Origin of the sequence: Devosia sp., from assembly GCF_036563435.1 — a bacterium.
Classification (GTDB): domain Bacteria; phylum Pseudomonadota; class Alphaproteobacteria; order Rhizobiales; family Devosiaceae; genus Devosia.
This window is the reverse complement of record NZ_DATCMJ010000018.1, coordinates 389,220-414,927: the sequence shown is the minus strand read 5'-3', so window position 1 is coordinate 414,927 and position 25,708 is coordinate 389,220. Positions and strand designations below refer to the sequence as shown.

Annotated in this window: 26 protein-coding genes; 13 read left to right on the top strand and 13 right to left on the bottom strand. The window is 62.9% G+C overall.

What is annotated here, in order from left to right; genetic code table 11:
• Positions 1-45: 45 nt before the first annotated feature.
• Positions 46-975, bottom strand: coding sequence for an ArsR/SmtB family transcription factor (locus tag VIL88_RS14500; protein ID WP_331990059.1), 930 nt, complete (start codon positions 973-975; stop codon positions 46-48).
• Positions 976-1,106: 131 nt separating this feature from the next.
• Between VIL88_RS14500 and VIL88_RS14495 the strand changes: the two genes are divergently transcribed.
• Positions 1,107-1,349, top strand: coding sequence for a hypothetical protein (locus VIL88_RS14495; protein WP_331990057.1), 243 nt, complete (start codon positions 1,107-1,109; stop codon positions 1,347-1,349).
• Positions 1,346-1,477 (top strand): hypothetical protein, encoded by a 132-nt coding sequence (locus tag VIL88_RS14490; protein WP_331990055.1) that lies wholly within the window; start codon positions 1,346-1,348, stop codon positions 1,475-1,477. The genes VIL88_RS14495 and VIL88_RS14490 overlap by 4 nt, the downstream gene beginning before the upstream one ends.
• A 57-nt stretch (positions 1,478-1,534) precedes the next feature.
• On the opposite strand, the gene VIL88_RS14485 is transcribed toward VIL88_RS14490, so the two are convergent.
• Positions 1,535-2,044 carry a ferritin-like domain-containing protein gene (locus VIL88_RS14485; protein WP_331990053.1) on the bottom strand — a complete coding sequence of 170 codons (510 nt, stop codon included), beginning with the start codon at positions 2,042-2,044 and terminating at the stop codon, positions 1,535-1,537.
• Between the two features lie 129 nt (positions 2,045-2,173).
• On the opposite strand from VIL88_RS14485, the gene VIL88_RS14480 reads away from it, so the two are divergent.
• The 4 genes from VIL88_RS14480 to VIL88_RS14465 all read left to right on the top strand — a co-directional run bounded on the left by VIL88_RS14480 (position 2,174) and on the right by VIL88_RS14465 (position 5,824).
• Positions 2,174-3,145, top strand: coding sequence for a TIGR03885 family FMN-dependent LLM class oxidoreductase (locus VIL88_RS14480; RefSeq protein WP_331990051.1), 972 nt, complete (start codon positions 2,174-2,176; stop codon positions 3,143-3,145).
• Entirely contained in the window at positions 3,138-3,752 is a 615-nt protein-coding gene (locus VIL88_RS14475; RefSeq protein ID WP_331990049.1) for an isochorismatase family cysteine hydrolase, read from the top strand. Before VIL88_RS14480 ends, VIL88_RS14475 begins: the two co-directional genes overlap by 8 nt.
• Before the next feature lie 14 nt (positions 3,753-3,766).
• A complete protein-coding gene (gene nadE / locus VIL88_RS14470; protein WP_331990047.1) occupies positions 3,767-4,585 on the top strand; it encodes an ammonia-dependent NAD(+) synthetase in 819 nt (272 codons plus the stop codon).
• A 126-nt stretch (positions 4,586-4,711) separates the two neighbouring features.
• Positions 4,712-5,824, top strand: a complete 1,113-nt coding sequence (locus tag VIL88_RS14465) for a cache domain-containing protein (protein ID WP_331990045.1) — start codon at positions 4,712-4,714, stop codon at positions 5,822-5,824.
• On the opposite strand, the gene VIL88_RS14460 is transcribed toward VIL88_RS14465, so the two are convergent.
• The gene (locus tag VIL88_RS14460; RefSeq protein WP_331990043.1) at positions 5,789-7,759 is read right to left on the bottom strand and encodes a cellulose synthase catalytic subunit; all 1,971 of its coding nucleotides are present in this window, start codon (positions 7,757-7,759) and stop codon (positions 5,789-5,791) included. The genes VIL88_RS14465 and VIL88_RS14460 overlap by 36 nt on opposite strands.
• Positions 7,759-8,574 carry an HlyD family efflux transporter periplasmic adaptor subunit gene (locus VIL88_RS14455; protein WP_331990041.1) on the bottom strand — a complete coding sequence of 272 codons (816 nt, stop codon included), beginning with the start codon at positions 8,572-8,574 and terminating at the stop codon, positions 7,759-7,761. Before VIL88_RS14455 ends, VIL88_RS14460 begins: the two co-directional genes overlap by 1 nt.
• Before the next feature lie 149 nt (positions 8,575-8,723).
• Between VIL88_RS14455 and VIL88_RS14450 the strand changes: the two genes are divergently transcribed.
• A complete protein-coding gene (locus tag VIL88_RS14450) occupies positions 8,724-8,957 on the top strand; it encodes a hypothetical protein (protein ID WP_331990039.1) in 234 nt (77 codons plus the stop codon).
• A 7-nt stretch (positions 8,958-8,964) separates the two neighbouring features.
• On the opposite strand, the gene VIL88_RS14445 is transcribed toward VIL88_RS14450, so the two are convergent.
• Genes VIL88_RS14445 through VIL88_RS14435 form a run of 3 tightly spaced genes read right to left on the bottom strand, consistent with a single transcriptional unit; the run spans position 8,965 to position 11,633 of the window.
• Positions 8,965-10,185: an NAD(P)/FAD-dependent oxidoreductase gene (locus VIL88_RS14445; protein ID WP_331990037.1), complete on the bottom strand. Its 1,221-nt coding sequence runs from the start codon at positions 10,183-10,185 to the stop codon at positions 8,965-8,967.
• Between the two features lie 22 nt (positions 10,186-10,207).
• Positions 10,208-10,519: a MocE family 2Fe-2S type ferredoxin gene (locus VIL88_RS14440; protein ID WP_414650144.1), complete on the bottom strand. Its 312-nt coding sequence runs from the start codon at positions 10,517-10,519 to the stop codon at positions 10,208-10,210.
• A gap of 13 nt (positions 10,520-10,532) precedes the next feature.
• Positions 10,533-11,633, bottom strand: coding sequence for a fatty acid desaturase family protein (locus VIL88_RS14435; protein ID WP_414650143.1), 1,101 nt, complete (start codon positions 11,631-11,633; stop codon positions 10,533-10,535).
• A 136-nt stretch (positions 11,634-11,769) separates the two neighbouring features.
• Between VIL88_RS14435 and VIL88_RS14430 the strand changes: the two genes are divergently transcribed.
• The 6 genes from VIL88_RS14430 to iolG all read left to right on the top strand — a co-directional run bounded on the left by VIL88_RS14430 (position 11,770) and on the right by iolG (position 18,590).
• Positions 11,770-12,798 carry a LacI family DNA-binding transcriptional regulator gene (locus tag VIL88_RS14430; protein WP_331990031.1) on the top strand — a complete coding sequence of 343 codons (1,029 nt, stop codon included), beginning with the start codon at positions 11,770-11,772 and terminating at the stop codon, positions 12,796-12,798.
• Positions 12,799-12,932: 134 nt separating this feature from the next.
• Positions 12,933-13,763: a TIM barrel protein gene (locus VIL88_RS14425; protein ID WP_331990707.1), complete on the top strand. Its 831-nt coding sequence runs from the start codon at positions 12,933-12,935 to the stop codon at positions 13,761-13,763.
• A gap of 78 nt (positions 13,764-13,841) precedes the next feature.
• The gene (locus VIL88_RS14420) at positions 13,842-14,795 is read left to right on the top strand and encodes a sugar ABC transporter substrate-binding protein (protein WP_331990029.1); all 954 of its coding nucleotides are present in this window, start codon (positions 13,842-13,844) and stop codon (positions 14,793-14,795) included.
• A gap of 111 nt (positions 14,796-14,906) precedes the next feature.
• Positions 14,907-16,445: a sugar ABC transporter ATP-binding protein gene (locus VIL88_RS14415; protein ID WP_331990027.1), complete on the top strand. Its 1,539-nt coding sequence runs from the start codon at positions 14,907-14,909 to the stop codon at positions 16,443-16,445.
• A 37-nt stretch (positions 16,446-16,482) separates the two neighbouring features.
• On the top strand, positions 16,483-17,499 hold the full coding sequence (locus VIL88_RS14410) for an ABC transporter permease (RefSeq protein ID WP_331990025.1): 1,017 nt from the start codon (positions 16,483-16,485) through the stop codon (positions 17,497-17,499).
• A gap of 53 nt (positions 17,500-17,552) precedes the next feature.
• Positions 17,553-18,590: an inositol 2-dehydrogenase gene (gene iolG / locus VIL88_RS14405; protein ID WP_331990023.1), complete on the top strand. Its 1,038-nt coding sequence runs from the start codon at positions 17,553-17,555 to the stop codon at positions 18,588-18,590.
• Between the two features lie 131 nt (positions 18,591-18,721).
• On the opposite strand, the gene iolB is transcribed toward iolG, so the two are convergent.
• From iolB to VIL88_RS14375, 6 genes are all read right to left on the bottom strand, one after another.
• A complete protein-coding gene (gene iolB / locus VIL88_RS14400; protein WP_331990021.1) occupies positions 18,722-19,522 on the bottom strand; it encodes a 5-deoxy-glucuronate isomerase in 801 nt (266 codons plus the stop codon).
• Positions 19,467-19,718: a hypothetical protein gene (locus tag VIL88_RS14395; RefSeq protein ID WP_331990019.1), complete on the bottom strand. Its 252-nt coding sequence runs from the start codon at positions 19,716-19,718 to the stop codon at positions 19,467-19,469. Before VIL88_RS14395 ends, iolB begins: the two co-directional genes overlap by 56 nt.
• A 42-nt stretch (positions 19,719-19,760) precedes the next feature.
• On the bottom strand, positions 19,761-20,678 hold the full coding sequence (iolE, locus tag VIL88_RS14390) for a myo-inosose-2 dehydratase (protein WP_331990017.1): 918 nt from the start codon (positions 20,676-20,678) through the stop codon (positions 19,761-19,763).
• 169 nt (positions 20,679-20,847) lie between these two features.
• Positions 20,848-22,695: a 3D-(3,5/4)-trihydroxycyclohexane-1,2-dione acylhydrolase (decyclizing) gene (gene iolD / locus VIL88_RS14385; RefSeq protein ID WP_331990015.1), complete on the bottom strand. Its 1,848-nt coding sequence runs from the start codon at positions 22,693-22,695 to the stop codon at positions 20,848-20,850.
• A gap of 49 nt (positions 22,696-22,744) precedes the next feature.
• Positions 22,745-24,682, bottom strand: coding sequence for a bifunctional 5-dehydro-2-deoxygluconokinase/5-dehydro-2-deoxyphosphogluconate aldolase (locus tag VIL88_RS14380; RefSeq protein ID WP_331990013.1), 1,938 nt, complete (start codon positions 24,680-24,682; stop codon positions 22,745-22,747).
• A gap of 126 nt (positions 24,683-24,808) precedes the next feature.
• Positions 24,809-25,651, bottom strand: a complete 843-nt coding sequence (locus VIL88_RS14375; RefSeq protein ID WP_331990011.1) for a MurR/RpiR family transcriptional regulator — start codon at positions 25,649-25,651, stop codon at positions 24,809-24,811.
• Positions 25,652-25,708: the final 57 nt, after the last annotated feature.

The window sequence follows — 25,708 nt, the reverse complement described above, 5'->3', positions numbered from 1 at the left end:
AAGCCGAAAAATATGACAATTGCGCAGGATACCAGGCGGGTGCGGCTATCGCGCCGTCTGCAACCGCATGACGATATCCTGGTCGTAATTGCCAAAGCCCCGGCCGAAGATGTTGATGCCGCCAGGGTGCTTGGCATTGTCCTTCACTTCGATGCGCAGGCGGATCGAATGGTGCCGGCCCAATTCAAGGTCCTTGAGCGACACCGTGGATATCTTCACCCCGTCCACAAAGGTCCCCTCCGCCGTCACCCGCCAGCTCTTGAGCTTGCCATATTGGCTGCCCTTGAGCTTCCACCAGTCGGGCGTATAGACGCCGCGCTTGTCGCCGAAGTCCCCCGGACTCATCCAGGTGCCGATCTCGGTGCCGTTCACCGATAGCGTGATGTCACTCGGCCAGTCGGCCGATGTGCCTGGCACTTCCGAACTGAGCTCCATGGCAAATTCCACCGCTTCGATCCGGCTCTGGCTAAGCTTGGCATTGTTGGGGAACTGGTACTCGACATGGCCGCGCGTAAACCAGATCAGCGCCGCCTTCATGCGGTCCGGGTCAAGGAAAGTGTCGGGCACGTCGAGGAGCCCGATGATGCCGTCGGTCGAACACAGACCGCAGGGTGCCGAGACCTCGAAGCTCGTATAGAGACCAAGGGGCATGGCCACTTCGATACTGTCGGCGGGGGAGGGCGCCAGGCTGTCCTTGAAGGTCACCAGCACCTCGTCGAACAGCGAATGGCAGACCTTCTGGCTGCCCTTGCGCGCCTTCTGGGTCTCGGTGCGGATCAGCCCGGTCGCTTCCAGCATCTGGATGTTTGTGGAGACGGTCGACTGCGGCAGGCCGAGACGCTCGGCAATGTCGTTGCCGTTCATCGCGCCGTCGCTATGCAGCAGCTTGAGGATCTTCACCCGCACGGGAGATGCCAAACCCTTGAGGATCTCGATGTCCTCTTCCGGGTCGATGACAAGAAAATTGCGGCCCATGGTTCCCCAGCGTAATGCACCTGCTGGACCAATTCGTATCAGTAATTTTGATACAGTCAAACGCCGCGTCGGCTCGCTGAACCATTGCCGTGGAAAACGGTTGTTAAGAAAACAACCTGCGGAGGCACATGATGACCCTGCCTATCAACCCGGCTGAACGATCGCCCAAGGGTGACCACAACCGTCGCCTGGCTTTGGGGATGGATCCCGACGACTTTGCCCGCGAAGCCGGCGTCACCACCGACGCCTTGCGTGAATATGAGCTGACCAGCCCCGACCACAACCACGACCCATATGTAGCCGAACTCGTGGGTGCAGCCCTGGAAAGGCTCGAAGCCAATCCTCCCAGTTCACAGCGGGTGATCAACAAATGAGCAAGGAACAATCAAAACCAGCCCCGCTGGAAACGGAACCGGGCGAGCAGAAAGACGACAACATTGACGACCTGGGCAACAAGTCCGGCGGCTCCAAGCAGGATCAGCCGACCCAGCGTCCGAAGTGACAAGGTCACTCAACCTAAAGATGCAAAAAGGGGCTGCTCACGGCAGCCCCTTTCGCTTTACTTCTTCGCAGTAGCGCCGGCTTCCTTGAGCGCGGCGAACTGCAGCGTCACCGCTTCGATATTGCCGTCGAGCCATTCGGCCATGTCCAGCTCTTCTTCGAGGTTGAGCTGCAGCGGGGCGATCGCTTCCTCATGTCCGCTAGCCTGCGCCAAGGCGATCAGGGACTTGTAGGCGGCGATTTCGAAATTCTCGAAGGCGTAGTTGGCCATCGAGTTCTTGAGAATTTCGTCGGGTGCAACCGAGTGCCCGGCGGCGGCAAACGTGCCGGCTAGCGACAGCGCCATATCCTTGAGCGACGAGCGGTCCTCACCCAGTCCGTCGAGGATCCCTTCCAACCGGGTGATCTGCCCTTCCGTTTCGGCGATGTGTCGGTTGAGCTGTGCTTCCACTTCCGGATAGCTCTCGATGCGCGCTGCCTGCGGCTTCATGATCGAGAGCGCCTGGTTCTCCATGGCATGGGCATTCTTAAGGCCTGTGACGAACAGGTCGTAGGATGTCGTTGTCATTGCAGTTCTCCTGTGTGGTGCCCCGGTAACGGTGCCGGACGCCGCCGGTTGCCTCGCTGTCCCAGAAGGCGCACGGGAACCTGATGGTCGCGCCGCCCATTGCACCGCTGTTACAGCGGGAACTCACCAATGACCTTGATCGGCTACCACGCATCCCACGAGCAGTTCGCGCCCAGCGCATTACGCGAATACTCCGTGCTGGCCGAACAGGCAGGGTTCCAGGGCATAAAGTCGTCGGACCACTTCAAGCCCTGGAGCGAACGGCAGGCGCAATCGGGCTTTGCTTGGTCGTGGCTCGGCGCCACCATGCAAGCTTGCTCGTCCCCCTTCGGCGTCATATCCGCTCCCGGCTACCGCTATCACCCGGCAGTTCTGGCCCAGGCCGCAGCCACCTGCGCCGAAATGTTTCCTGACCGGCTCTGGCTCGCATTGGGCAGCGGGCAGGCTCTTAACGAATCCATCACCGGGGTGCAGTGGCCCGAAAAGGCCGAGCGCAACGCCCGCCTCAAGGAATGTGCCGAAGTCATCCGGGCGCTGTTCAATGGTGAAGAGGTAACGCATCGCGGCCGCATCACCGTGATCGAGGCCAAGCTTTATTCACGGCCTGAACGCCCGGTGCCGCTGTTCGGCGCTGCCGTGTCAAAGGAATCCGCCACCTTCGTCGCCAGCTGGGCCGATGGTCTCCTGACCACGTCGGGCGCCGATCTCAAGGCTACCAAGGATGTCATCGCCGCCTTCCGCGAAGTCGCCGGGGACGACAAGCCGATCTATCTCCAGCATGCGCTGAGCTGGGCCGAGACCGAGGACAAGGCTTTCGAGCACGCCCTCGACCAGTGGGCCCCCGTATCGATCGGTGGCGAGGTCAACTGGGACCTTCGCCGCCCCAGCGACTTCGACCTCATCTCCACCGCCGTGCGGCGAGAGGACGTCGCTGAGACGCTCAAGGTTTCGGGCGATCTCCAGCAGCACATCGCCTGGATCGCCGAACTCGCGGAACTGGGTGCCGATCACATTTACCTCCACTGCGTCGGTCGCAACCAGATGCAGTTCATCGAAGCCTTCGCTCCACACATCCCCAGCCTGAGCCGCCACAATGGCTGACGGATTGCTCTTCGGCCCCTTCCGAGACCGGTGGGCACACCTCTGCATCGACATGCAGCGCATGTTTGCCGATGAGACTGAGTGGCACACGCCCTGGATGGCGCGGGTGCTGCCCAATGTGGTGAGTCTGGTGGAGCTCGATCCAGCCCGGACGGTGTTCACCCGCTTCATCACCCCCATGTCCGCCGACGATGTCTCCGGCACCTGGCATCGCTATTACCAGCGCTGGGCCTCCATGACGCGCGAGCGGATGCATCCCGACCTGGTCGACCTGGTGCCCGAACTGCGCCGCTTTGCCCCGCCGGCCTGGATCGAGGACAAGGTGGTGATGTCGGCCTGGAAAGGCACCCTTCACAGCCGCCTCCGCGCTGCGGGCGTCACCACATTGATTGTGACCGGGGCCGAGACTGAGGTCTGCGTCCTCGGCAGCGTCATGGAAGCCATCGATCTGGGCTACCGCATCATCCTCGTCAGTGATGCCGTATGCTCTGGCGCAGACTCGACGCATGATGCCATGCTAGGCATCTACAACAGCCGGTACGGCATGCAGGTCGAGGTCGTCACCACGGCCGAGCTGCTCGCGGCGCGTCTTGATGGAATGTTCTAGCGAAAGGCCCTCAATTGACTCAACATCAGGAAATCGTGGATGCGCTGGGCGTATCCCCCACCTTTGACGCGGCACATGAAGCGCGCCGCCGCATAGATTTCTTGAGCAGCTACCTGCGCTCGTCTGGCCTGTCGAGCTATGTCCTCGGCATCAGCGGCGGCGTGGATTCACTGACTGCCGCCATGCTCGCCCAGCGCGCCGTCGAGGAACTCCGCCAGTCCGGCTACGAGGCCCGCTTCTATGCCGTGCGCTTGCCCTATGGCGTTCAGGCCGACGAGAGCGACGCGCAGCGCGCCATGACCACTATTGCGCCGGACGAAGCCCTGACCGTCGACATCAAGCCCGCTGCCGACGCCATGCTGGCCTCCTTGCGCGCCGCAGGCGTGCCCCTTGGCGATGCAGCCAAGGAAGACTTCCTCCTCGGCAACATCAAGGCGCGCCAGCGCATGATCGCCCAATTCGCCATTGCCGGCGCCACCCGCGGCCTCGTCATCGGCACCGACCAGGCAGCCGAGGCGCTGATGGGCTTTTTCACCAAGTTCGGCGACGGTGCTGCCGACATCCTGCCGCTGGCCGGCCTCAGCAAGCGCCGCGTCCGCGCCGTCGCCGCACATCTTGGCGCCGCGCCCGAACTGGTCAACAAGGTGCCCACGGCCGATCTTGAAAATCTCAAGCCGCTGCGGCCCGACGAAGACGCGTATGGCGTGACCTACGAGCAGATCGACGACTTCCTCGAGGGCCTGCCCATCGACGAAGCCGCACGCACGCGCATCCTTCAGGTCTATGCCAACACGGCCCACAAGCGCGCTCTGCCAGTGGCGCCGCCAGCCTGAAATCGCCGCCCATCCAGCAGCGCGAGGTGAGAGCAAGGTGTTAGCAATCTGCTAACCTTTTCGGCCCTCGAAGGGTTCTCGCGCAGCGCTGTTGAGGCAACGATTGGCTCTTAACAGGAGACTCAGATGACGCTTCGTACCTCGCTCATGCTCTTGCTCGGCATCCTGCTTGTGGTCGCGATGGCGGTGCTGACTCTCCTGTTCCAATCCAACCTGCGCACCTATAGCGAAGCGACGTCCGAGCAGGCCGTCCACGTCCGCACCGAGGCGCTGGGCGTCTTCCTCAGCCGCTCGCTTTTCGAGGAATGGCAACGGGTTGAGCGCGCCGCAGCCCGCGTCTCCGGCAACTTCAACCCCGAACAGGCGCAGGCCACGATCGCAGGCCTCGAGCAGGACATCGACAAGGTGTCCTGGATCGGCATCGCCGACCGCAACGGCACCGTTCTTGCCGCCAGCGGCAATATGCTGGTCGGCGAAAATGTCGGGCAGCGCCCGTGGTTTCAGCAGGGCCTCGCCGGCCCTTTCGCCGGCGATGTCCACGAAGCGGTGCTGCTCGCCAAGCTGCTCGAAACCAACAACGACGACCCGATCCGTTTCGTCGATTTCTCAGCCCCCATCAAGGATGCGCAGGGCCAGGTTGTCGGCGTGCTTGGCGCCCACGTGAACTGGACCTGGGTCGAAGGCCTGGTCCAGGAAGCCTCTTCCATGCTGCAGCTCGATGCCTTCATCATCAACCGCGGCGGCACCGTAATCCTCGCCACCGACCCGACGCAGGGTGACCTTTCGGCGCAACCAAGCTTCCGCTCCGCGCAACTGGGCGTTTCGGTCACTGGCAACGAGACCTGGCCCGACGGCCAGACTTACTTCACCACCACCGTTCCCCAGTTCACCTACCAGACGCTGCCGCCCTTCGGCTGGAGCATGGTGGCCAAGCTCGACCCGACCTTCGTGAACGCAGCCGAAGGCCGTTTCCGCACGCATATGCTGCTCGGCACGACCTCGACCTTCCTCCTCCTGTTGGCGGGCTTCGCCATCATTGCCGGCATCCTGCTGCGGCCCCTGCGCATGCTGGCCGAAACCCTGCGCCGGCTGGCGAGCGGCGAAGCGACGCCCTTTGTGCGGGAACAGAAGCGCTTCCAGGAAGTCCGTGTGCTGTCCGACGCAGTCGTGTTGCTGCAGGCGCAGGGCTCCCAGACCGGAGCGTCACCGCACCGTTCCGGCGATAACCCGCCGCAATAAGCCAGCGCCCAACCCGGCGGCTGCCACGGCTGCCGTGCCAGGTATGCCGCTATGGGTGTGCAGCTTCTCGATCAGATCCTCGCGCTGCGCCGCGGTCAGCGTGATGCTGGCATCCACTGCGGCGGGAAGCGACAGGGTCACCTCGGCATCGACAGTCCCGACCTCGGGGACATCGCAGGTGAACCGCGTTCCGGCGGGCAGGCTGATGCCGCGCAGCTGCATGGCTTCGGCATGAATGTCGGTAAGCCAGACGCGGCGCACTGCACCACCCACGTTCACCTCTACCGATTCCGGCCGAGAGCGCAGGATCGAGGAGGTACGCGGCAGCTCGATGCAGACCAGCATCGTCCCGGCAAGCACCAGGAGATTGTAGAGCGTCCAGAACAGGATAACGATCTTGCCTTCGCCTGCCTGGGCGTCGAACAGGTAGTCCGACGTCAGGCCGATCAGCAGGCCGACAATGGTCAGCACGAAAGCCGCCAGGAACCGCCGCATGATCGGCCATTGAATAACGATCCGGTCGCGATCGCCGCCCTTCATCGTCACCTTGAACTTGTGGCCACGCGGTTTCACAAGGCCCGTGATCGCCGAGACGCTGATTTCCCAGGCGCCGATCAACTGGCTGATGTCGTTCACGATCGGCACGAACATGCCCACCGACACGAAGTTCAGGAACACCATGGTAGCCAGGTAATATGGCCCGAAATAGCTCACTACGTCGTAAAACTGCGCGTCGACGACGGTCACCCCGAAATACCAGTAGAGCAGGGGGTAGACGATGCAGGCGATCTTGAACGGAAACGTGGTCAGCCAATAAAGGCAGGAATCGAGCACGCTCCAGCGGTCGCGGAACCGCAGCGGCTCCTTGCTGAATGGACCGGCCGGGCTGCGCACGATCTGCATCAGCCCGAGGCACCAGCGCGAGCGCTGGACAATATATTCCTTAAGTCCTTCGGGAGCGAGCCCCTCGCTCAGTGGCTCGTTGAGGTAGGCCGTCGAGAAGCCTTTCATCTTCAGCACCGAGGTCAGCATGTAGTCCTCGGTCACGCTGGAGGTGGGGAAGTCGCCAATGGCTTCCAGCGCCGTCCAGCGCACGATGGACGAGGTGCCACAGCAAACCGCAATGTCCCAGCCGTCCCGGGCCGGCTGCATGTAGTCGAAGAAGAACCGCTGCTCGTCCGGATACGAACGGCTGATGCCCAGGTTGTGCTGAATCGGATCCGGGTTGAAGAAGTGCTGCGGTGTCTGCACGAGCCCAATCGTCTCGTCCGCAAACAGCGCCAGCGTCCGGGTCAAAAAGTCCTGGTGCGGCACGAAGTCGGCGTCCAGCACGGCCACAAAATCAGGCTCTTGCCCGCGCCGGCGCAATTCGCGCAGGAAGTGATTGATGTTGCCAGCCTTGCCGTGGTCGTTGTCGGGGCGGGTCACGTGCTCGACACCCATTTCCCGGCAGCGCTCGCCCAGCCATTCCCGTCGCCCGTCATCGAGCACATGGATGGTCTTGTTGCGGTATTGACTCGCCAGCGCGCCCGCCAGCGTACGCTCCAGCACGGCCCATTCTTCGTTATAGGTGGCGATAACCACCGCCACATGGGGCTGCGCCTGCTCGATCCAGGGCAGGTTCACATCGGCGTCCTTGGAACGCGAGCGGTAGCGCGACAGGACCAGGAAGGCCGAAAGGCTCGAGACGATCGTTGCCGCCTCGATCAGGGCGAAGGACCAACTGGCAAGAGCATCGATGGTGAAGCCGATCGGCGCCACGGTCTCGGTCAGCCGCCAAACCAGGTAGCGAACCGAAAAGAACGCGGCGAGCAGCATCACCGCGAAACGCATCCAACTGTTGGTGCGCCGGAGGAATGGCGTCAGGCCAAACCCGATCCCCAGCACCAGGAGGCTGGGGATCCAGGCGACCAACCATTCAGGAAAGAGGATCATCAGAAGCCGAGGCCCGAGAACCAGTCTCCAATGCTTGAGAGCGGGCCAGCGCTGAACACCACGCGCCCCGTCCGTCCCAGCGGACATGCACCACCCTGCGTCAGGCCTGGTACCGAAAGCAGAACCGAATAGCCCTCCAGCAGCCGATTGGTGGGGTTGATCGCGAGCGTCTCCAGCAGGGTCCGCGGCCCAGTGCCCGCCAGCAGCGCCACGGTTGCATCCAGCACTGGTCCGTCATGGAGACGGAACTGCGCCACGTCACCCACCGAGAGGCGATTATAAAGCTGCTGGTCGACGCTGGCATGGATGAAGGGCGCGCTGCAGTCCGCGATATTGGCGATGGTGTCGCCTGCCGCGACGGACTCGCCGGAGAAGGCAAGGACGCTCCAGATGATGCCATCAGTTGTGGATCGAAGCGCCGTCGACTGTGCGGCGAGGACCGCCGCCTGCTTGTCCTCGATCAGCCGGTCCAGCGCCGCAATCCGCCGCTCCAGTAGCGCTGGGGACTCACCGCCAACCGCCGTGCCCTGCGCTTCCAGATCCGCCGCATAAATGGCTCGGGCTTGCTCAGGGCCAAGCAAGGACAGAGCACCGTCAGTGCGGGGCGCAACGCTTCCGATGGTTTCGTTGAGGGCGATGCGGCTGCCGGTTGGCCCGATGTTGATTTGAGCCACGCCCGCCGTCGGACTGCGGATGGTCGCAAGCCGTGTATTAACGTAGGCGTCTCCGCTGGAGCCGACCAGTTGTTCGCCCACAATCACATAAAGTGCGAACAGTACGGCAAAAATTCCTAGGAAGCGCAGGGCATATTTCATGAGCCGCCTCATGGTTGTAAAGAATCAACAACCTCCAGACTGCCCCGGCACGGCAGAAAGATCACTTTCCAAGATCGATAAATTTGCGCGCTTCGCCTTCAGCGGATCGTGATGCGCCTTTGGCATGATGACGCAAACAGGAGTTCATCGTGCTCAAACTGCATCCCCGTGACGTCACCGCATCATTCCTCATCGGGGCTCTCGTCATCGGCGCGTCCGCTCTCGCCTGTGCCCATGTCGCTCGCAACGGCGGTCCGGCCTGGCTGGTGGGGCAGGAACTCTCAACCTTCGTGAAGTTCGCGCTGGTCACCGCCGGCGCTGTGGCCATCGATCTCGGCTGGAAGACCCAAGTTAGCAACCAGGCGCCGGACCTCGAACAATAGCTGAAGCCTACAGCAGGCGCTTGAGACTCACGCCGGCGTCGCCCAGCGCGGCAGCGGACGGGCGCGATTGTGCCGCGATCAACATCTGCGCCAGCCTGATATCCTTGGCCACTGCATTGCCGTGGCCGATCCCGCCCGCTGCAACGAGCCGGCCGTCGTTCTTGAGGCAGAACAGCACGGTGCCGCCATTACCGAGATCACGCGCCACATGCGTGGTGCCCTCGTCGAAAAGACCGGTGATCTGCAGGCCCAGGTCATATTGATCCGACCAGAACCAGGGAACGGTATCGACCGTCCGGTTGGCGCCGAGCATGTTGCTGGCTGCGAGGTTTCCCTGCTCCTGAGCATTGCGCCAGCTTTCCAGCCGCAGCCGGCGCCCGCCATAAAGGTCGAGCGGAAACGAGCAGCAGTCTCCCGCGGCGAACACATCCGGATCGCTCGTCGCCAGGCGATTGTCCACGGCGATGCCGTTGTCAATGGAGAGGCCGGCCTGCTCGGCCAGTGCAACGTTTGGCACCGCTCCAATGCCAACCAGCACCAGGTCCGCATCGATCACTCGGCCGCTCTTGAGTTCGACCGAGCTCTCATCTGCACCGTGGCGGATTTCGGCAATGCCATCGCCAAAGATAAGTGAGACGCCTTCTATCTCGTGCCGTTGCTGGATCCTTGCCGCCATCCCTTCGGGCACGGCGCGCGACAGGAGACGCGGCAGGGTCTCGATCAAGGTCACTTCGGCACCGCGTGCCCGTGCGCTTGCGGCCAGTTCCAGTCCGATGAAACCGCCGCCGATGATCGCCAGCCGTTTGCCCGGCAGCAGCTCGGCCCGCAGGCGCCGCGCATCGTCGAGAGTGCGGAGATAAACAATGCGCTTACCGGCCACGCCGGGAAGACGCCGCGGCGACGCGCCGGTCGCCAGCAGCAGCTTGTCATAGGCTATGGTGCTGCCGTCGGCGCTGACGATGCTTTTGCCTTCACGGTCTAGGCTGTCGATCCGCACCCCATGGCGGAAGGTCACACCAGCGTCGGCCAATTGCTCGGCAGAAGCGATGGTCTTGGCCGCAAATACCTCGGCCAGCATGCCGTCCTTGCTCAGCGGTGGCCGCTCATAGGGCAGATGACCTTCGTCGCCGATCAGCGAGACGTCGCCATCGAAGCCCTGTTCGCGCAGCGCTATCGCGGCCCGCACACCACACTCCCCCGCACCCACAATCACGTAATGCTCTGCCATTGCGTCCTCCTGCGCGTGAGGTTCAAACCTCGATGAACACCGCGCCGTCTTCGAGCTTTACCGGGTAAGTGCGCAGGTTCACGCAGACCGGGGCACCCTTGGCTTCGCCAGTCTTGTAGTTGAACCGGCCGTTATGCTTGGGGCATTCGATGATGTCATCCATCACAAGGCCATCGGCCAGACTGATCTGCTCATGCGTGCAGAGGCCATCGGTGGCATAGAACCGGTCATCGGGACTGCGATAGATGGCGAAAACCTTCCCCTGGTGGTCGAAGCGGATCACGTCCTCTTCGTCAACGTCGTCGGCACTGCAGGCCTGGATCCACTCGCCCATCACTGTTCCTCCTCTATTCGGCCGCCACGGCGTCGCCGCCATTGTGGAATTCTTCCTTGTAGGGCTTGGCTGTCGGCGGCAGCTCCCGCCGCAGGTAGTAGTCCTCGTTGCGCAACTGGCGCAGGAAGGCCGGGATCATCTCGCGATAGCCGTCCCAGATTGACCGATTGGGAGCCGGCAGGTCGTGCTTGATCATCGCGTGCAGCTGCGGCAGCGCGTGGTAGGGCACCATAGGGAACATGTGGTGTTCGACATGGTAGTTCATGTTCCAGTAGATGAAGCGGCTGACCGGGTTCATCAGCACTGAGCGTGAGTTGAGCCGGTGGTCGATGACGTTGTCAGCCAAGCCGCCATGCTGCAGCAGGCCGGTCAACACATGGTGCCAGGCACCATAAAGCCGGGGCAGGCCGATCAGCATCAACGGCAGGATCGAGCCGGTCCAGATCGCCACTGCAACGGTCGCCGCATAGATCGCCACCCATATGCGGGCGACGCGGATCACCTTATGCTGCTCCATTTCCGGAATGAAGCTCGCTTCCTCCTTGCTGATCATGCCCGCCGCATTCCGCAGCATGTCGATCACGGCATAGCCGGCATCCAGGATGCCGAAGAAGTTGAGGATCAGCCGAAAGAGATCAGGCGGCCGCATCACGGCGATCTCCGGGTCGCGCCCGACGATTACCGTGTCCGTATGGTGCCGCGCATGGCTCCAGCGCCAGGTAACCGGATTGCGCATGATCATGAACGAGGCGATCTGGTAGACCGCGTCGTTCATCCAGCGCGTCTTGAACGCCGTGCCGTGCCCACATTCGTGCCAGCGGGAGTCAGAGGCTGAGCCATAGAGTACGCCGTAGGCCAGGAAGACCGGCACAGCCCACCACGTGCCCCACAGCACGATACCCGCAACGGCGAGCACCAGCATGGAGCCCAGCCAAAGGACGGTGTCCCGTATTGCCGGCCCATCCGAGCGCTGCATCAGCGCCTTCATCGCCTTGCGTTCGACCTGGCTGTGATACCATTCGGCCGCGGCAAGACCGTTGGCGACGGCCGCCTCCGAACTCTTGCCGAGCAGGTTGTAGTCACGTTTCACCGAATCGGCCAAAGCATCCTCCATGGCTCCGGACTTCACCGCTGGGGTGATGCCGAGGTGCTACGGCAGTTGCGATCTGCTGACAATCGAGGCATGATAGATTCTATCATTTACCTCAAACGTGATGTTTCCTGATGATGGTTTCTTGCAAGGCCGCGCCGTGACTCGGCCCACCGTCGCCGATATCGCCAAGCTATCGGGTCTAAGCGTTGCTACCGTCGACCGCGTCCTCAACGCCCGCGCTCCTGTGCGTAGCGCGACCGCCGAACGGGTGTTCAACGCCGCGCAGGAACTGGGCTACCACGCAACCGGCCTGATCCAGCGCCGGCTGGAGCAGAGCCTGCCGCACCACCGCCTAGCTTTCCTCCTGCAGCGCCCCGACCAGGCCTTCTACCAGGATTTCGCTGCGGCCTTGGAGCATGCCGCAAGCCAGCCGACGCTGTTCCGCGTCACCCCAAACATCTCATTCCTCCGCTCCCAGACACCCGGCGAGATCGTCGCTCAGCTCAAGGAGGCCGCCAGCCGCAACGACGCCATCGCCATGGTGGCTGTCGATCATCCGGCCGTCACCGCCGCCGTTGCGGAAGTCGAGGCGGCGGGCAAACCCGTCTTCTCGCTCCTGTCCGACTTCGCGCCCGGCGTCCGCCACGGCTATGTCGGAACCAACAATCGCAAGGTGGGGCGTACGGCTGGCTGGCTCATAGCCAAGGCGGCTCGGGAAGCGGGCAAGGTCGTGGTCTTTGTCGGCAGCTATCGATTCCACGGGCACGAAATGCGCGAGATCGGCTTCCGCTCCTATTTGCGGGAAGCTGCGCCTCGTCTGTCCGTAATGGAAACGCAGGTGAGCCTCGAAGACGGCGCCCTGGCACATGAGGCGACGCTTGACCTGATGCGTCGGCATCCGGACCTCGTTGCCATCTACGTGGCGGGAGGCGGCACCGAAGGAGTGATCAACGCGCTGCGTGAGGAAAAGCTCGGCGGCAATATCGCGCTTGTCTGCAATGAGCTTAACCCCTTCACCCACGCGGCTCTTGCCGAAGACGTGGCCACGGCCCTGATCGGTACACCTCTGCCGACGCTGTCGCGCTGCGTCATCGACCTCATGGCCGGTGCCTTGGCCACGCCGCGCGTCGAGCCTGCGGGACAGACGTTCCTTCCCTTTGACATCTACGTTTCTGAAAACATCTAAGCCATCTAGCCCCGGCCTACCTGCTCACTTTTTGGAACGTACATTCCGCATTGACAGATTCGCAGAACCTGTGTTTCATTTGAATCAAGGATGCACGGGACGCTTGAGAGTCCGGTATCGCAGGGGAGTTGCCGATCTTGTCGCTCGATTTTGCGATCAATCACATGACCGCGCCGCAGCTGCCGCTAGGCGAGTTCTTTCGCCTCGCGGCCCAACTTGGTGCCCCGCAGGTCGAGATCCGCAATGACATCGCGGGCAATGCCATTCTTGACGGCACGACGCCTGAGGCGGTGGGAGACCTGGCCCAGCAGCACGGTGTCACCATCATCTCGATTAATGCCCTGCAGCAGTTCAATACCTGGTCCGAGGCGCGGGCCGCGGAAGCGGAAGAGCTTGCGGCCTACTGCGCGGCAAGCGGCGCTAAGGCGTTGGTCCTGGTTGCTGACAACTCCGGCAATGTCCCTGCCGATCCCGCCACGCAGATTGCCAACGCCACTGAGGCTCTGAAGGGTCTTGCCCCCATCCTGCGGGGGCATGGCATTATCGGGCTGGTCGAGTGCCTGGGCTTTGAAGCGTGCTCGCTCCGTTCGAAAAAGGAAGCCGTGGCCGCCATCGATGCCGCCAATGGCCGGGATGTGTTCCGGCTAACGCACGACACCTTCCACCACCACCTGGCCGGCGAGCCGGACCTTTTTCCCGAACTGACGGGTCTCGTCCACATCTCCGGCGTCGACGACCCGGCCATTGCAGTGCGTGACATGCGCGACAGTCACCGGCTCCTGGTTGGTCCTGAAGATCGCCTCGATAATGTGGGGCAGATCGCGGCACTGCGCCGTGGCGGCTATGCTGGCCCCTTGTCCTTTGAACCCTTTGCCGAGGAGCTTCGCGATCTGCCTGATCCGGCCGATGCTGTCCGGCAGTCCATGACCTTTATCAGCCAAAAACTCGCGGCACAGGCCGCCTGATGTTCAAGAATTCCCGCAAAGGGAACATCCGGAAAACGGGGCGCTAACCGGACGCCCGCTCTGTGGAGGAGAAACGAGATGAAGAAGATCGCGCTGGCCGCTTTGGCCACGACAATGCTCAGCACCGGCTTTGCCGGCGCCGCCTATGCCGAGACCGTGGGCGTCACCATGGCCGCTTTTGACGATAACTTCCTGACGGTGCTGCGCAACGGCATGCAGGACTATGCCGCCACGCTCGACGGCGTTGAACTGCAGGTGGAAGACGCGCAGAACGACGTGTCCAAGCAGATGAGCCAGATCCAGAACTTCATCGCCTCGGGCGTCGACGCCATCATCGTCAATCCCGTCGATACGGACGCAACCGCGCCAATGTCGCAGCTTGCCGCGGACGCCGGCATTCCGCTCGTCTATGTAAACCGCCAGCCGGTGAACCTCGACGCGCTGCCCGAAAACCAGGCCTTCGTCGCGTCCAATGAAGTGGATTCAGGCACGCTCGAAACCAAGGAAGTCTGCCGCCTCCTGACCGAAGCTGGCAAGACCGAGGCGAACATTGTCGTGCTTATGGGCGAATTGTCCAACCAGGCCGCCCGGCAGCGTACCCAGGACGTCCACGACGTCATTGCCACGCCCGAATGCTCCTTCATGAAGATCGTCGAAGAGCAGACCGGCAACTGGTCGCGCCAGCAGGGCGCCGACCTGGTGACCAATTGGCTTTCCGCCGGCATCGCCTTTGACGCTGTCGTGGCCAACAATGACGAAATGGCCATCGGCGCCATCCAGGCGCTTAAGGCTGCCGGCATTTCAATGGATGACGTGATCGTGGGCGGCGTCGACGCTACACAAGACGCGCTTGCCGCCATGGCCGCTGGTGATCTTGACGTCACGGTCTTCCAGAATGCGGCCGGCCAGGGTTCCGGCTCGCTCGACGCCGCCCTTGCGCTCGCGCGCGGCGAAGACGTCGAGCGCGAAGTCTGGATCCCGTTTGAACTCGTCACGCCCGACAACCTCGCCGACTACCAGAGCAAGAACTAGGATTTACGGGAGGATCATCCGCTCCTCCCGGTCTGGTTCACACAAGGCTTGGATGCGCTTGAAAACAGGCGCATCCTCCACAACAAGCCCGCAAGGGCAGGGAGGCTAGCGATGGTCAGTCCGCAGACAATGCGTGCCGTCCGCGAAAGCGGCGCTGTACCCAACGCGCCCTATCTTCTCGAGATCAGGAACGCTCGCAAGGAATTCCCGGGCGTTGTGGCTCTGGACGACGTTTCGCTCCGGCTCAAGCGCGGCACCGTGCATGCGCTGATGGGAGAAAACGGCGCCGGCAAGTCGACGCTGATGAAGATCATCGCGGGGATCTACGTACCTGATAGCGGCACGGTCACGCTGCGCGGCATCGACATTCGGCTCAAGTCACCGCTCGACGCGCTCGAAAACGGCATTGCCATGATCCATCAGGAGCTCAACCTGATGCCCTACATGACGGTAGCCGAGAACATCTGGATCCGCCGCGAACCGCTGAACCGCTTTGGCTTCGTGGACCACGCCAAACTCAACCGGCAAACCGAGGAACTCTTCAGGCGCCTCAACATCGATATCGACCCCGATGTGCTGGTCTCAACCCTGACCGTTGCCGCCCGCCAGATGGTCGAGATCGCCAAGGCGGTGTCCTATGAAAGCGACGTCCTCATCATGGATGAGCCCACGTCTGCCTTGACCGAAACGGAGGTTGCGCACCTCTTCGCAATCATTCGCGACCTGCGCAGCCAGGGCATCGGTATCATCTACATCACCCACAAGATGAACGAGCTCTACGAGATCGCCGACGAGTTCTCGGTGTTCCGCGACGGTCGTTATATCGGCACCCACGCCTCCAGCGATGTCACCCGCGACGAGATCATCCGCATGATGGTCGGCCGCGAGATCACCCAGATGTTCCCCAAGGAAGAGGTGCCAATCGGCGAGGTGGTGCTCTCGGTGAAGGACCTCACGCTCGATGGCGTCTTCTCCGACATCTCCTTCGATGTCCGCGCCGGCGAAATCCTGGGTATCGCCGGTCTCGTCGGTTCCGGCCGCTCCAATGTTGCCGAAACGCTCTTCGGCGTGACTCCAGCCTCGTCGGGCACGATCTCGATCAACGGCAAGCACGTCGATATCGCCTCGCCTTCCGTGGCGATTCAGAACGGCATGGCCTTCATTACCGAGGACCGCAAGGAAACCGGGTGCCTGCTATCTCTCGATGTCCAGGAAAACATGCAGCTGGCAGTGCTCCACGACCAGTTCACCCGCTTCGGCTTCGTGACCCAGAACCGGCTGAGCGCCATTTGCGAGGAGATGAGCCAGAAGCTGCGCGTTAAGACGCCAAGCCTTGACGAGCGGGTGGAAAACCTTTCCGGCGGCAACCAGCAGAAGGTGCTGATCGGCCGCTGGCTGCTAACCAACCCTAAAATTCTCATCCTCGACGAACCCACCAGGGGCATCGATGTCGGGGCCAAAGCTGAGATCCACAAGCTGGTGACCCAACTCGCCCGTCAGGGCGTGGCCGTCATCATGATTTCGTCAGAGCTGCCCGAGGTATTGGGCATGAGCGACCGCATCATGGTCATGCATCATGGCCGCGTCACCGGCATCCTCGACCGCGCCGAGGCTGACCAGGTCAAGATCATGGATCTGGCTGCACGATGAGCAAACCATTCAAATCCGCTGCGGGGAGGACCTGAGCATGACCACCACTTCCGAAAGCCTTGCCCCGCTGCGCACCCGCCGCCGCAAGCTGCCGACCGAACTCTCCATCCTCCTTGTTCTAGCCGGCATTGCGCTGATCTTTGAACTTTTGGGCTGGATTTTCGTCGGGCAGTCTTTCCTGATGAACCAGCAGCGCCTCACCATCATGATCCTGCAGGTCTCCGTCGTCGGCATCATCGCCGTCGGCGTCACCCAGGTCATCATCACTGGCGGCATTGACCTGAGCTCCGGCTCCGTCGTGGGAATGACCGCCATGATCGCGGCCAGTTTCGCGCAAAGCGCCGACTGGGCGCGCCCGGTCTACCCGGCGCTGGTAGGTCTTCCGGTTATCATCCCGCTGTTCATCGGCCTCGCCATCGGCACCCTGGCCGGCGTCATCAACGGCTCGCTGATCTCCTTCACCAAGATCCCGCCCTTCATCGCTACGCTTGGCATGATGGTGTCGGCGCGCGGCGTGGCCAAATGGTACACCAAGGGCCAGCCTGTCTCCGGCCTCACCCCCGAATTCAACTTCATCGGCTTCGGCATCTGGCCGGTCGTGATCTTCCTGGGCGTGGCGCTGATCTTCCACGTCGCCCTGCGCTATACCCGCTACGGCAAGTTCACCTATGCAATCGGTGCCAATCCGCAGGCGGCCCGCGTTTCCGGCATCAACATCGAAAAACACCTGATCAAGGTCTATGCCATTGCCGGCATGCTGGCCGGGCTTGCCGGCCTCGTCACCGCGGCGCGCGCCCAAACCGCGCAAGCCGGCATGGGCGTCATGTATGAACTCGACGCCATTGCCGCCGCCGTCATCGGTGGTACCTCGCTGGCAGGCGGGCAGGGGCGCATAACCGGCACGGTGATCGGCACCATCATCCTGGGCACCATGACTTCTGGCTTCACTTTCCTGCGCATCGACGCCTACTATCAAGAAATCATCAAGGGCATGATCATCGTTGCCGCCGTGGTGGCCGATCAGTATCGCCAGCGCAAGCGCAAGAAGGTCTGATTTTCTATCCTGCCATTCGCGCCGCCTTCCGGCGCATCTATCCGGAGACTAAAATGACTGTTCGTTTCGGCCTGCTCGGCGCCGGCCGCATCGGCAAGGTGCATGCCAAGGCCATCACCTCGAGCACCAAGGCCCAGCTTGTCGCCGTGGCTGATGCCTTTGAAAAGGCCGCCACCGACCTGGCCTCGCAATACGGCGCCGAGGTGCGCAGCGTCGAGGCCATTCTCAACGCCGGTGACATCGACGCGGTCGTGATCTGCACGCCCACCGATACCCATGCCGACCTGATCGAGCAGTTCTCGCGGGCCGGCAAGGCGATCTTCTGCGAGAAGCCGATCGACCTCGATGTCGAGCGGGTAAAGGCCTGCCTCAAGGTAGTCGATGCGGAAGGCGCCACGCTGATGGTCGGCTTCAACCGCCGCTTCGACCCCCATTTCATGGCGGTGCGCGACGTGATCAGCAGGGGCGAGATCGGCGCGGTGGAGATGGTCACCATCATCTCGCGCGATCCTGGTGCGCCTCCGGTCGACTACATAAAGCGCTCGGGCGGCATCTTCCGCGACATGACCATCCACGACTTCGACATGGCGCGCTGGCTCCTAGGCGAAGAAATCGAAACCGTCAGCGCCCAGGCCTCAGTCCTGGTGGATCCCGCCATTGGCGATGCAGGCGACTACGATTCCGTGTCGGTCATGCTGTCCACCGCTTCGGGCAAGCACGCCACCATCTCCAACTCCCGTCGCGCGACCTATGGTTATGACCAGCGCATCGAGGTGCATGGATCGAAGGGCGCCGTGTCCGCCGAGAACCAGCGCCCCGTCATGATCGAGGTCGCCAATTCCAGCGGCTATACCCGCCCGCCGCTGCATGACTTCTTCATGACCCGCTACACCGAGGCCTATGCGCGCGAGATCAGCGCCTTCATCGATGCCGTGGAAAGCAAGTCACCGGCCACGCCAAGCGGCATCGACGGCCTCATCGCCCTGGCCCTCGCCGACGCCGCGGTGAAGTCGGCCCAGGAGGGCAGGGCAGTCAAGGTCAGCGAAGTCACCGGCGCCCTGGCCGACAAGAGCGTGTTTCAGGGGCGCTGAACGCGTCCCATTCTCGATCGTCACCCTCGGGCTTGATCCGAGGGTTCTACACTTGCCGGGCGCACCTCAAGTGCAACGCCCTCGGGAAACCCGAGGGTGACGCCCGGTGGGGAAATGAGGGCAGCGTATTCCTACTTCAGCAGCCACTCATGCTCGGCGGCATTGTGGAACTTCCACACCCGCTTCGGCCCAGCCATCACATTGAGATAGTAGAGATCGTATCCCGCCGTCGTAGCCACGGGATGGTAACCGCGCGGCACCAGCGTCACGTCGCCGTCCTCCACCGCCATGGCTTCGTCGAGGATCCGGTCATCGGTATAGACCCGCTGGAAGGCAAAGCCCTGCGGTGGGTTGAGCCGGTGGTAATAGGTTTCCTCTAGCTCGCTCTCGAGGGGCAGATCGTCCTGATCGTGCTTGTGCGGCGGATAGGAGGAGGTATTGCCCTGTGGCGTGATGACTTCGACCACCAGCAGCGAATGCGCCGCCCCATCGTTCTCGGGCATGATGTTATAGACGTGCCGCACATTGGCGCCCTTACCGCGCGTGATGCGCGGATGCCGGCCAGGGGCAATCACATGGGCCTTGTAGTCGCCACCTCCTGGGGCCGCGCAAACGGCAAGCTCAAGGTCGGTCGTGGCGTCGGCAACCCACTGGCTGCCCTTGGGCACATAGACCGCATGCGGCGCGCCCTCGAAAGGCGACATGCGCTCGCCAATTTCGCCGAAATCCTGTCCGTCGACCGCGATGCGCGCCTTGCCGCTGACCAGCACAAGGCAAAGCTCCTGCTCGCCGCTGTCACCACCGGCAACTTCGCCGGCAGGGAGTTTGTGTAGGGCAAAGCCGACATGGCGCCAGCCTGCCGAAGCCGGCGTCACATCATGGACGAGTCCCGTCGTCGCTGTCGGTCGGATCAGGAGGGGAGATTTGCTCATGGGCCGGCTCCTCTTTGGGGAAGGCATAAAAGAAATTGTAGAGCGAATAGGCCAGCGCTGCGCCTACCAGCACGCCCCAGAACGGCTCCTGGTTCCACAGCCACTCCCAGGCGCACCACACCGCAAGAAACGCGGTAACGGCGACGCGGCGCCAGAGCGGTCTAAACCAGTTCACGTCGTTAGGCTTCAACGCCATGGCACAGTCTCCCTCAGGTTCCCGAGCCTTCTACGGGAAAGCTTACCCTTTGGGGAAGCCTTCAGTCTCGACCATGTAGCCGGCGGCGGTCATCACCCGCATCAGCTCCTTGTAACCGACCTGCGCCATGCGCAAAGGCGGATTGGCCACCGGATCCTGCTCGGCCTCCACCACAAACCACCCCTCATAGCCATGATCGGCCAGGCGCTGGACGATGGCTCCGAAATCGAGCGAGCCGTCGCCGGGCACGGTGAAGGCGCCTAGCGCCACGGCATCAAGGAAGCTTTGCCGCGTGCGGTCGAGGCCATCGACCACGGTCCGGCGGATGTCCTTGACGTGGACGTGGTTGATGCGGGCGTGATGCTTGTCGATCGCTGCCAGGACGTCGCCGCCCGCAAAGGCGAGATGTCCTGCGTCGAGCAGCAGCGGAATGCCCGCGCCCGAATGGTTCATGAAGGCGTCGAGCTCGTCCTGCGTCTCCACCACGGCAGCCATATGGTGGTGATAGGATAGCGGCATGCCCTGGTCGGCACACCACTCGCCGAACGCGGTGACCTTGCGGGCATAGGCCTTCATCTCGTCGTCACCCAGCTTCGGTTTGGTGGCCAGCGGTTTGGACCGGTCGCCCTGGATCGACCGCCCCACCTCGCCATAGACGATGCAGGGCGCATCGACCGCCTTGAACAGCTCGATCATGGGCTGGATGCGGTCCTTGTGGGCGGCAAGCTCTTCATCCACCAGCGTTCCCGAAAACCAGCCGCCGCACAGCGTCACATCGGCGGCACGCAGAATGGGCAGCATGACGTCGGGGTCGTCAGGGAAGCGGCGCCCTTTTTCCATGCCGGTAAAGCCCGCCGAGCGCGACTGGCGCAGGCATTCCTCCAGCGAGACATCGTCGCTGAGTTCCACCAGGTCGTCGTTCCACCACGCAATGGGCGACATGCCAAGTTTGGCTTTCAAGATCGATGCTCCAACTCTCGCCCGTGCGGGCTATCCAACCACTGCGTCATTCCGGCGAAGACCGGAAACCATGTCCGCAACCATTCGCATACGCCGCCGCGGTGGTCGCTCACCGCATGGATCCCGGCCTACGCTGGGATGACATCGTGCGAGGGGTAGCGAATGATGCTTACCCTACCCGCTGCGCCTTCAGCGCCGCCACATAGGCCTCGCGCGCGGCATTCACCTGCGGACGTTCACTCACTTCCGGCACCGCCACGTCCCACCAATGGCCGCCTTCGTCGGTGGTGATCAGCGGATCGGTGTCGATGACGATCACCGTCGTGCGGTCCTGGCCTTCCGTTTCCTGCAGGGCCGTTTCCAGTTCGGCGATGGATCCGACCTTGCGGGCCTGGGCGCCCATGGCAGCCGCGTGGGCGGCAAAGTCGATGCCGGGCAGGGTTACGTGGTGCGTGTCCTTGAGCAGGTTGTTGAAGTTAGCCCCGCCGGTCGCCATCTGCAGCCGGTTGATGCAGCCATAGCCCGCATTATCGAGCAGGACGATGGTGAGCTTGGCGCCCAGCATCACCGCGCTCGCGATCTCGGAATTGAGCATCATGTAGCTGCCGTCGCCCACCATGACGACCACATCCGCGTCGGGACGGGCCAGCTTGACGCCGAGGCCGCCGGCGATCTCGTAGCCCATGGTCGAAAAGCCGTATTCCATGTGGTAGCTGCCTGGGCCATTGGCCTTCCACAGCTTGTGCAACTCGCCCGGCAGGCCGCCGGCGGCGCAGACCAGCACGGCATTCTCGCGCGCCCGCTGCACCGCCCCGATTACCTGCGCGTCGGAGGGTAGCTCGGCGTTGGTGGACGCAGTGGCGCGATCTGCCGCCACCAGCCACTCCTCCTTGCCGTCCTTGGCACCTTCGGTCCAGCTCGGATCCGCCTGCCAGCCGGTCAGCGCCGTGTTAAGCGCGTCGAGCCCGACGCGCGCATCGGCAACCAGGGGCAGGGCGCCATGCTTGTGCGCATCAAAGGGCTGCACGTTCAGGCCGATGATCTTGAGGTTCTCGTTCTTGAACAGCGCCCAGGAGCCGGTCGTGAAATCCTGGAGCCGGGTACCGACGGCGAGCACCACATCGGCCTCTTCGGCCAGCCGGTTGGACGCAGAAGTACCCGTAACCCCGACCGAACCCATGTTGAGCGCATGGTCATGCGGCAGGCTGGACTTGCCCGCCTGCGTCTCCAGCACCGGCACGCCATAGCGCTCAGCGAAATTGCGCAGCGCGGCAGTGGCGCCCGAATAGAGCACGCCGCCTCCTGCAATGATGACCGGCTTCTTGGCCTGCAGCAGCGCCGCCGCAGCAGAGGCAAATTCATCCGCATCCGGCATCACGCGGCGAATGGTCCAGACCTTTTCGTCAAAGAAGCTCTCCGGATAATCATAGGCCTCCGCCTGCACATCCTGGCAGAGGCTCAGCGTCACCGGACCGCAGTCCGCCGGGTCGGTCAGCACCTGCATGGCGCGCCGCAGTGCCGGAATGATCTGCTCGGGGCGGGTAATGCGGTCGAAATAGCGGCTGACGGGCCTGAAGCAATCGTTGACCGTGGTTGTTCCATCGCCGAAATCCTCGGCCTGTTGCAGCACCGGGTCGGGCAGGCGATTGGCAAAGACATCGCCCGGCAGCAGCAGCACGGGCAGCCGATTGACATGGGCCAGCGCCGCCGCCGTCACCATGTTGAGCGCGCCCGGGCCGATGGAGGTCGTGCAGGCCATGAAGCGCCGGCGGAAGCTGGCCTTGCTATAGGCGATCGCCGCATGCGCCATGCCCTGCTCGTTTTGCGCGCGATAGGTCGGAAACACGTCCTTGATCCCATGGAGCGCCTCGCCCATGCCTGCGACATTGCCATGACCGAAAATGGCGAAGACCCCGCCAAAGATCGGCACGGTCTCGCCGTCGATCACGGTCTTCTGCATGGTCAGGAAGCGGGCCACGGCCTGGGCCATGGTAAGGCGGATCGTTTTCTGGCTCATGGCAATGTCCTGCTCGTATTCTTCTTGAGTACTTGGCCTGAGTCTGTCCTTAGGCCGCCCGGCTTTCGCCCAGCCTCTCCCAGACCTCGACCAGCGCGCCGAACCGGCGGGCCATGTCGTCCACAGCCGCCTCGTCATCGATCGCACCGGCCAGCCAGCCCTTGGCCGCTTCGGCAAAGATGGTCCGGCCGACGGCAAACCCCTTTACCGTCCGCGAGCCGCGGGCCGCCGCGAACCCGGCCTCCAGGACATCCTGCGGCGCCTCGAGCCCCAGCAACACCACGCCGCGGCAATAGGGATCGTTGGTCTCGATTACCTGGTCAACGGCAGTCCACGCAGCCGCGCTGGCTTGCGGCTCGAGTTTCCACCAGTCCGGCTTGATGCCAGCGGCATAGATCTCACTCAGCGCACGGCTGATCGTGTCCTCGGCAAGCGTTCCGTGCTTGCTGGCGATCACCTCGATCAGGATGTCCCGCCCGACCTTGCGCGCCGCCTCATAGGCCGAGCGCAGCTTTTCGATTTGCACCTGCTTGAGCTCGGCTGCGTCATCTGGATGATAGAAGCAAAGCACCTTGATGCAATGGTCCACCGGCCAGTCGACCAGCCGGGAGCCAAGGTCCTGGCTCCATTCGAACTGCAGCGGCCGCGATCCCGGTAGCTCGATCGGCTTGCCGATCCAGAAGTCCTTCTCAGCCCCGGCGGCAAAGAGGGCATCGCGCCCATACTTGTCGTCGAGCAACATGCCGAACCCGCTCCGGCCCCGCGCCACCCGGCTGGCCGCCTTCACGGCCAGGGTCTTGAAGCGCGGTATGCGCGCCAGCACCTCGGCGTCGCCATTGGCAAGATCCTCGAGCTGGCTGCGGTGGTCGATGGCCAGAGCCATGAGGTGGGGAATGTCACGGCGGCGATTGGTCGCCCAGTGGATATGATTGAGCGCCGCGTCCTTGCGCAGGGCGCGCTCCGAACTGCCATGTTCTAGGAAATAGTTGAGCTCCTCCCAGCTCGGATATTCCGGCGCGCAGAGCAGCCGAGACACGGCAAAGGCCCCGCAGGCATTGGCCCAGGTGGCGCTGGTCGCATGCGGTTCGCCCCTGAGCCAGCCGCGCAGCCAGCCGCTCATGAAGGCATCGCCCGCACCCAACACATTGTAGACTTCGATCGGGAAGCCCTTGCCGACAATGCCCTGCTCAAGGTCGTCGGGGATCGGCCCGTCATAGACGATGCAGCCCATGGGGCCGCGCTTGAGAACGATGGTCCCGGAGGACAAGGACCGAATCGTTCTCAGCGCGGATAGGAGGTCGGCCTCTCCGGAGGCGATCAGCACCTCCTCTTCGGTGCCGACAATGAGGTCGCAGTCGGGCAAGACCGACCTGTATTTCTCGGAGACCACGTCCGAAGCCACATAGCGGGAAAAGCCCGCTTCGTGTCCCGCCAGACCCCAGAGATTTGGCCGGTAGTCGATGTCGAAGGCGACCTTTGCGCCATGCGCCTTGGCCAGGCGAATGGCCTTCTTCTGTGCTGCCTCGCTATGGGCTCGGGAGAAATGGGTACCGGTCACCACGATGGAACGGCTCGAGGCGATCAGCGCCTCGTCGATATTGCTCTCGTCCAGCGCCATGTCGGCGCAGTCGGTGCGATAGAAGATCATGGGCGAAACGCCCTCGGCTTCCACCGAAAGCAGCACCAGCGCCGTCAGCCGCTCCGGATCGGTGGCGATGCCCGAGACCTCCACCCCCTCGCGTTCGAGCTGCTCACGGATGAAGCGGCCCATCTGCTCGTTGCCGACCCGAGTGATCAGCGCCGAGCGGAGGCCCAGCCGCGCCGTGCCCACGGCGATGTTGGTCGGGCAGCCGCCAACCGACTTTGCAAAGCTCCCGATATCTTCGAGGCGCGTGCCGATCTGCTGGCCATAAAGGTCGACCGAGGCACGACCGATGGTGATCACGTCGAGCGTCTTGGTCCTATGATCGGGTTGCGCTTGGGTCACGGCGATCCTCTCATGTGGCCGATGGCCGGTGCTGGTTCACCCTCGCGGGTTCGTCGACAACATGAAACATGGGTTCCGCCGATCCGTCAACATAGAATGTACGTTCTAATAACGGAATTCGTTGCGTCAGCCGCGGCGGCGCTTCTCGGCAATGGACACGGTCAGGGCCATGGCAAAGGCCATGCTGGCCGATAGCGACCGGAAGCCCGCGTGATCGGCCTCCACCACTTCGAACCATTCCTTGGAACACTCCACCAGCGGCGAAAAGGCCGAATCGGTCAGCGACACGACCGGGATGCCGTTCGCGGCCATCATCCGCGCTTGTGCCGCGCTCTCCGACGCATAAGGCGAAAAGCTCACCGCAAAGGCTGCATCCCTCGGCGTCGCCATGGCAAGGAGATCCTCGTCGATGCCGGCGGAGGTCCCCACCAGCTGGCATCGCACCCGCAACTTGCCAAAGGCATAGGCCATATAGCTGCTGATCGGGTAGGAGCGGCGCTTGGCGATCAGGTAGATCGTTTCGGCTTTGGCCAGCAGCGTCACCGCGCGTTCAAAAGCCTCAGGCTCCACGGCATCGGCAAGGGCATCGATGGACCGGTGCGCTGCCCCCACGAAGCCGTTAAAGATGGTCGTGCTCTCGGCCAGCGCCGCGTCGTTCTGCTCCAGCGTGCGCAACCGGTCCTCGTAGGATGAGGTTCGTTCGCGCAGGCGCGCCCGAAACAACAGCTGCAGCCCAGAGAACCCATCGAATCCGAAATGCTGGGCAAAGCGCACCAGCGTTGAGGGCTGCACATTGGCCGATACGGCAATGCTGGCGGCGGTGCCGAAGGCGATCTCGTCTGGGTGGTCGAGGGCAAAGACGGCAACCTGGGTCAGTCGCTTGGGCAGTTCGCCTTTGCGCTCGAGAATGGCCGCACGAAGCGCGTCGAAGTCCTGCGGTGGATGCTCTTTGGCAGTGGCGTCAGACATGGTGTGATCCCGGTTTGGCTCATAATCCCCAATATCTCGGCGCAATCAAGCCTCGTT

Bases quoted from the DNA above. Each gene is read 5' to 3' on its own strand.
- VIL88_RS14490 (WP_331990055.1), top strand. From the start codon at position 1,346: ATGAGCAAGGAACAATCAAAACCAGCCCCGCTGGAAACGGAACCGGGC.
- iolB (WP_331990021.1), bottom strand. From the start codon at position 19,522: ATGAGCAAATCTCCCCTCCTGATCCGACCGACAGCGACGACGGGACTC.
- iolG (WP_331990023.1), top strand. From the start codon at position 17,553: ATGACTGTTCGTTTCGGCCTGCTCGGCGCCGGCCGCATCGGCAAGGTG.
- VIL88_RS14445 (WP_331990037.1), bottom strand. From the start codon at position 10,185: ATGGCAGAGCATTACGTGATTGTGGGTGCGGGGGAGTGTGGTGTGCGG.
- VIL88_RS14410 (WP_331990025.1), top strand. From the start codon at position 16,483: ATGACCACCACTTCCGAAAGCCTTGCCCCGCTGCGCACCCGCCGCCGC.
- VIL88_RS14455 (WP_331990041.1), bottom strand. From the start codon at position 8,574: ATGAAATATGCCCTGCGCTTCCTAGGAATTTTTGCCGTACTGTTCGCA.
- VIL88_RS14440 (WP_414650144.1), bottom strand. From the start codon at position 10,519: ATGGGCGAGTGGATCCAGGCCTGCAGTGCCGACGACGTTGACGAAGAG.
- VIL88_RS14475 (WP_331990049.1), top strand. From the start codon at position 3,138: ATGGCTGACGGATTGCTCTTCGGCCCCTTCCGAGACCGGTGGGCACAC.
- VIL88_RS14480 (WP_331990051.1), top strand. From the start codon at position 2,174: ATGACCTTGATCGGCTACCACGCATCCCACGAGCAGTTCGCGCCCAGC.
- VIL88_RS14500 (WP_331990059.1), bottom strand. From the start codon at position 975: ATGGGCCGCAATTTTCTTGTCATCGACCCGGAAGAGGACATCGAGATC.
- VIL88_RS14375 (WP_331990011.1), bottom strand. From the start codon at position 25,651: ATGTCTGACGCCACTGCCAAAGAGCATCCACCGCAGGACTTCGACGCG.
- VIL88_RS14465 (WP_331990045.1), top strand. From the start codon at position 4,712: ATGACGCTTCGTACCTCGCTCATGCTCTTGCTCGGCATCCTGCTTGTG.
- VIL88_RS14420 (WP_331990029.1), top strand. From the start codon at position 13,842: ATGAAGAAGATCGCGCTGGCCGCTTTGGCCACGACAATGCTCAGCACC.
- VIL88_RS14415 (WP_331990027.1), top strand. From the start codon at position 14,907: ATGGTCAGTCCGCAGACAATGCGTGCCGTCCGCGAAAGCGGCGCTGTA.
- VIL88_RS14495 (WP_331990057.1), top strand. From the start codon at position 1,107: ATGACCCTGCCTATCAACCCGGCTGAACGATCGCCCAAGGGTGACCAC.
- VIL88_RS14435 (WP_414650143.1), bottom strand. From the start codon at position 11,633: ATGGAGGATGCTTTGGCCGATTCGGTGAAACGTGACTACAACCTGCTC.
- VIL88_RS14485 (WP_331990053.1), bottom strand. From the start codon at position 2,044: ATGACAACGACATCCTACGACCTGTTCGTCACAGGCCTTAAGAATGCC.
- iolD (WP_331990015.1), bottom strand. From the start codon at position 22,695: ATGAGCCAGAAAACGATCCGCCTTACCATGGCCCAGGCCGTGGCCCGC.
- VIL88_RS14395 (WP_331990019.1), bottom strand. From the start codon at position 19,718: ATGGCGTTGAAGCCTAACGACGTGAACTGGTTTAGACCGCTCTGGCGC.
- VIL88_RS14460 (WP_331990043.1), bottom strand. From the start codon at position 7,759: ATGATCCTCTTTCCTGAATGGTTGGTCGCCTGGATCCCCAGCCTCCTG.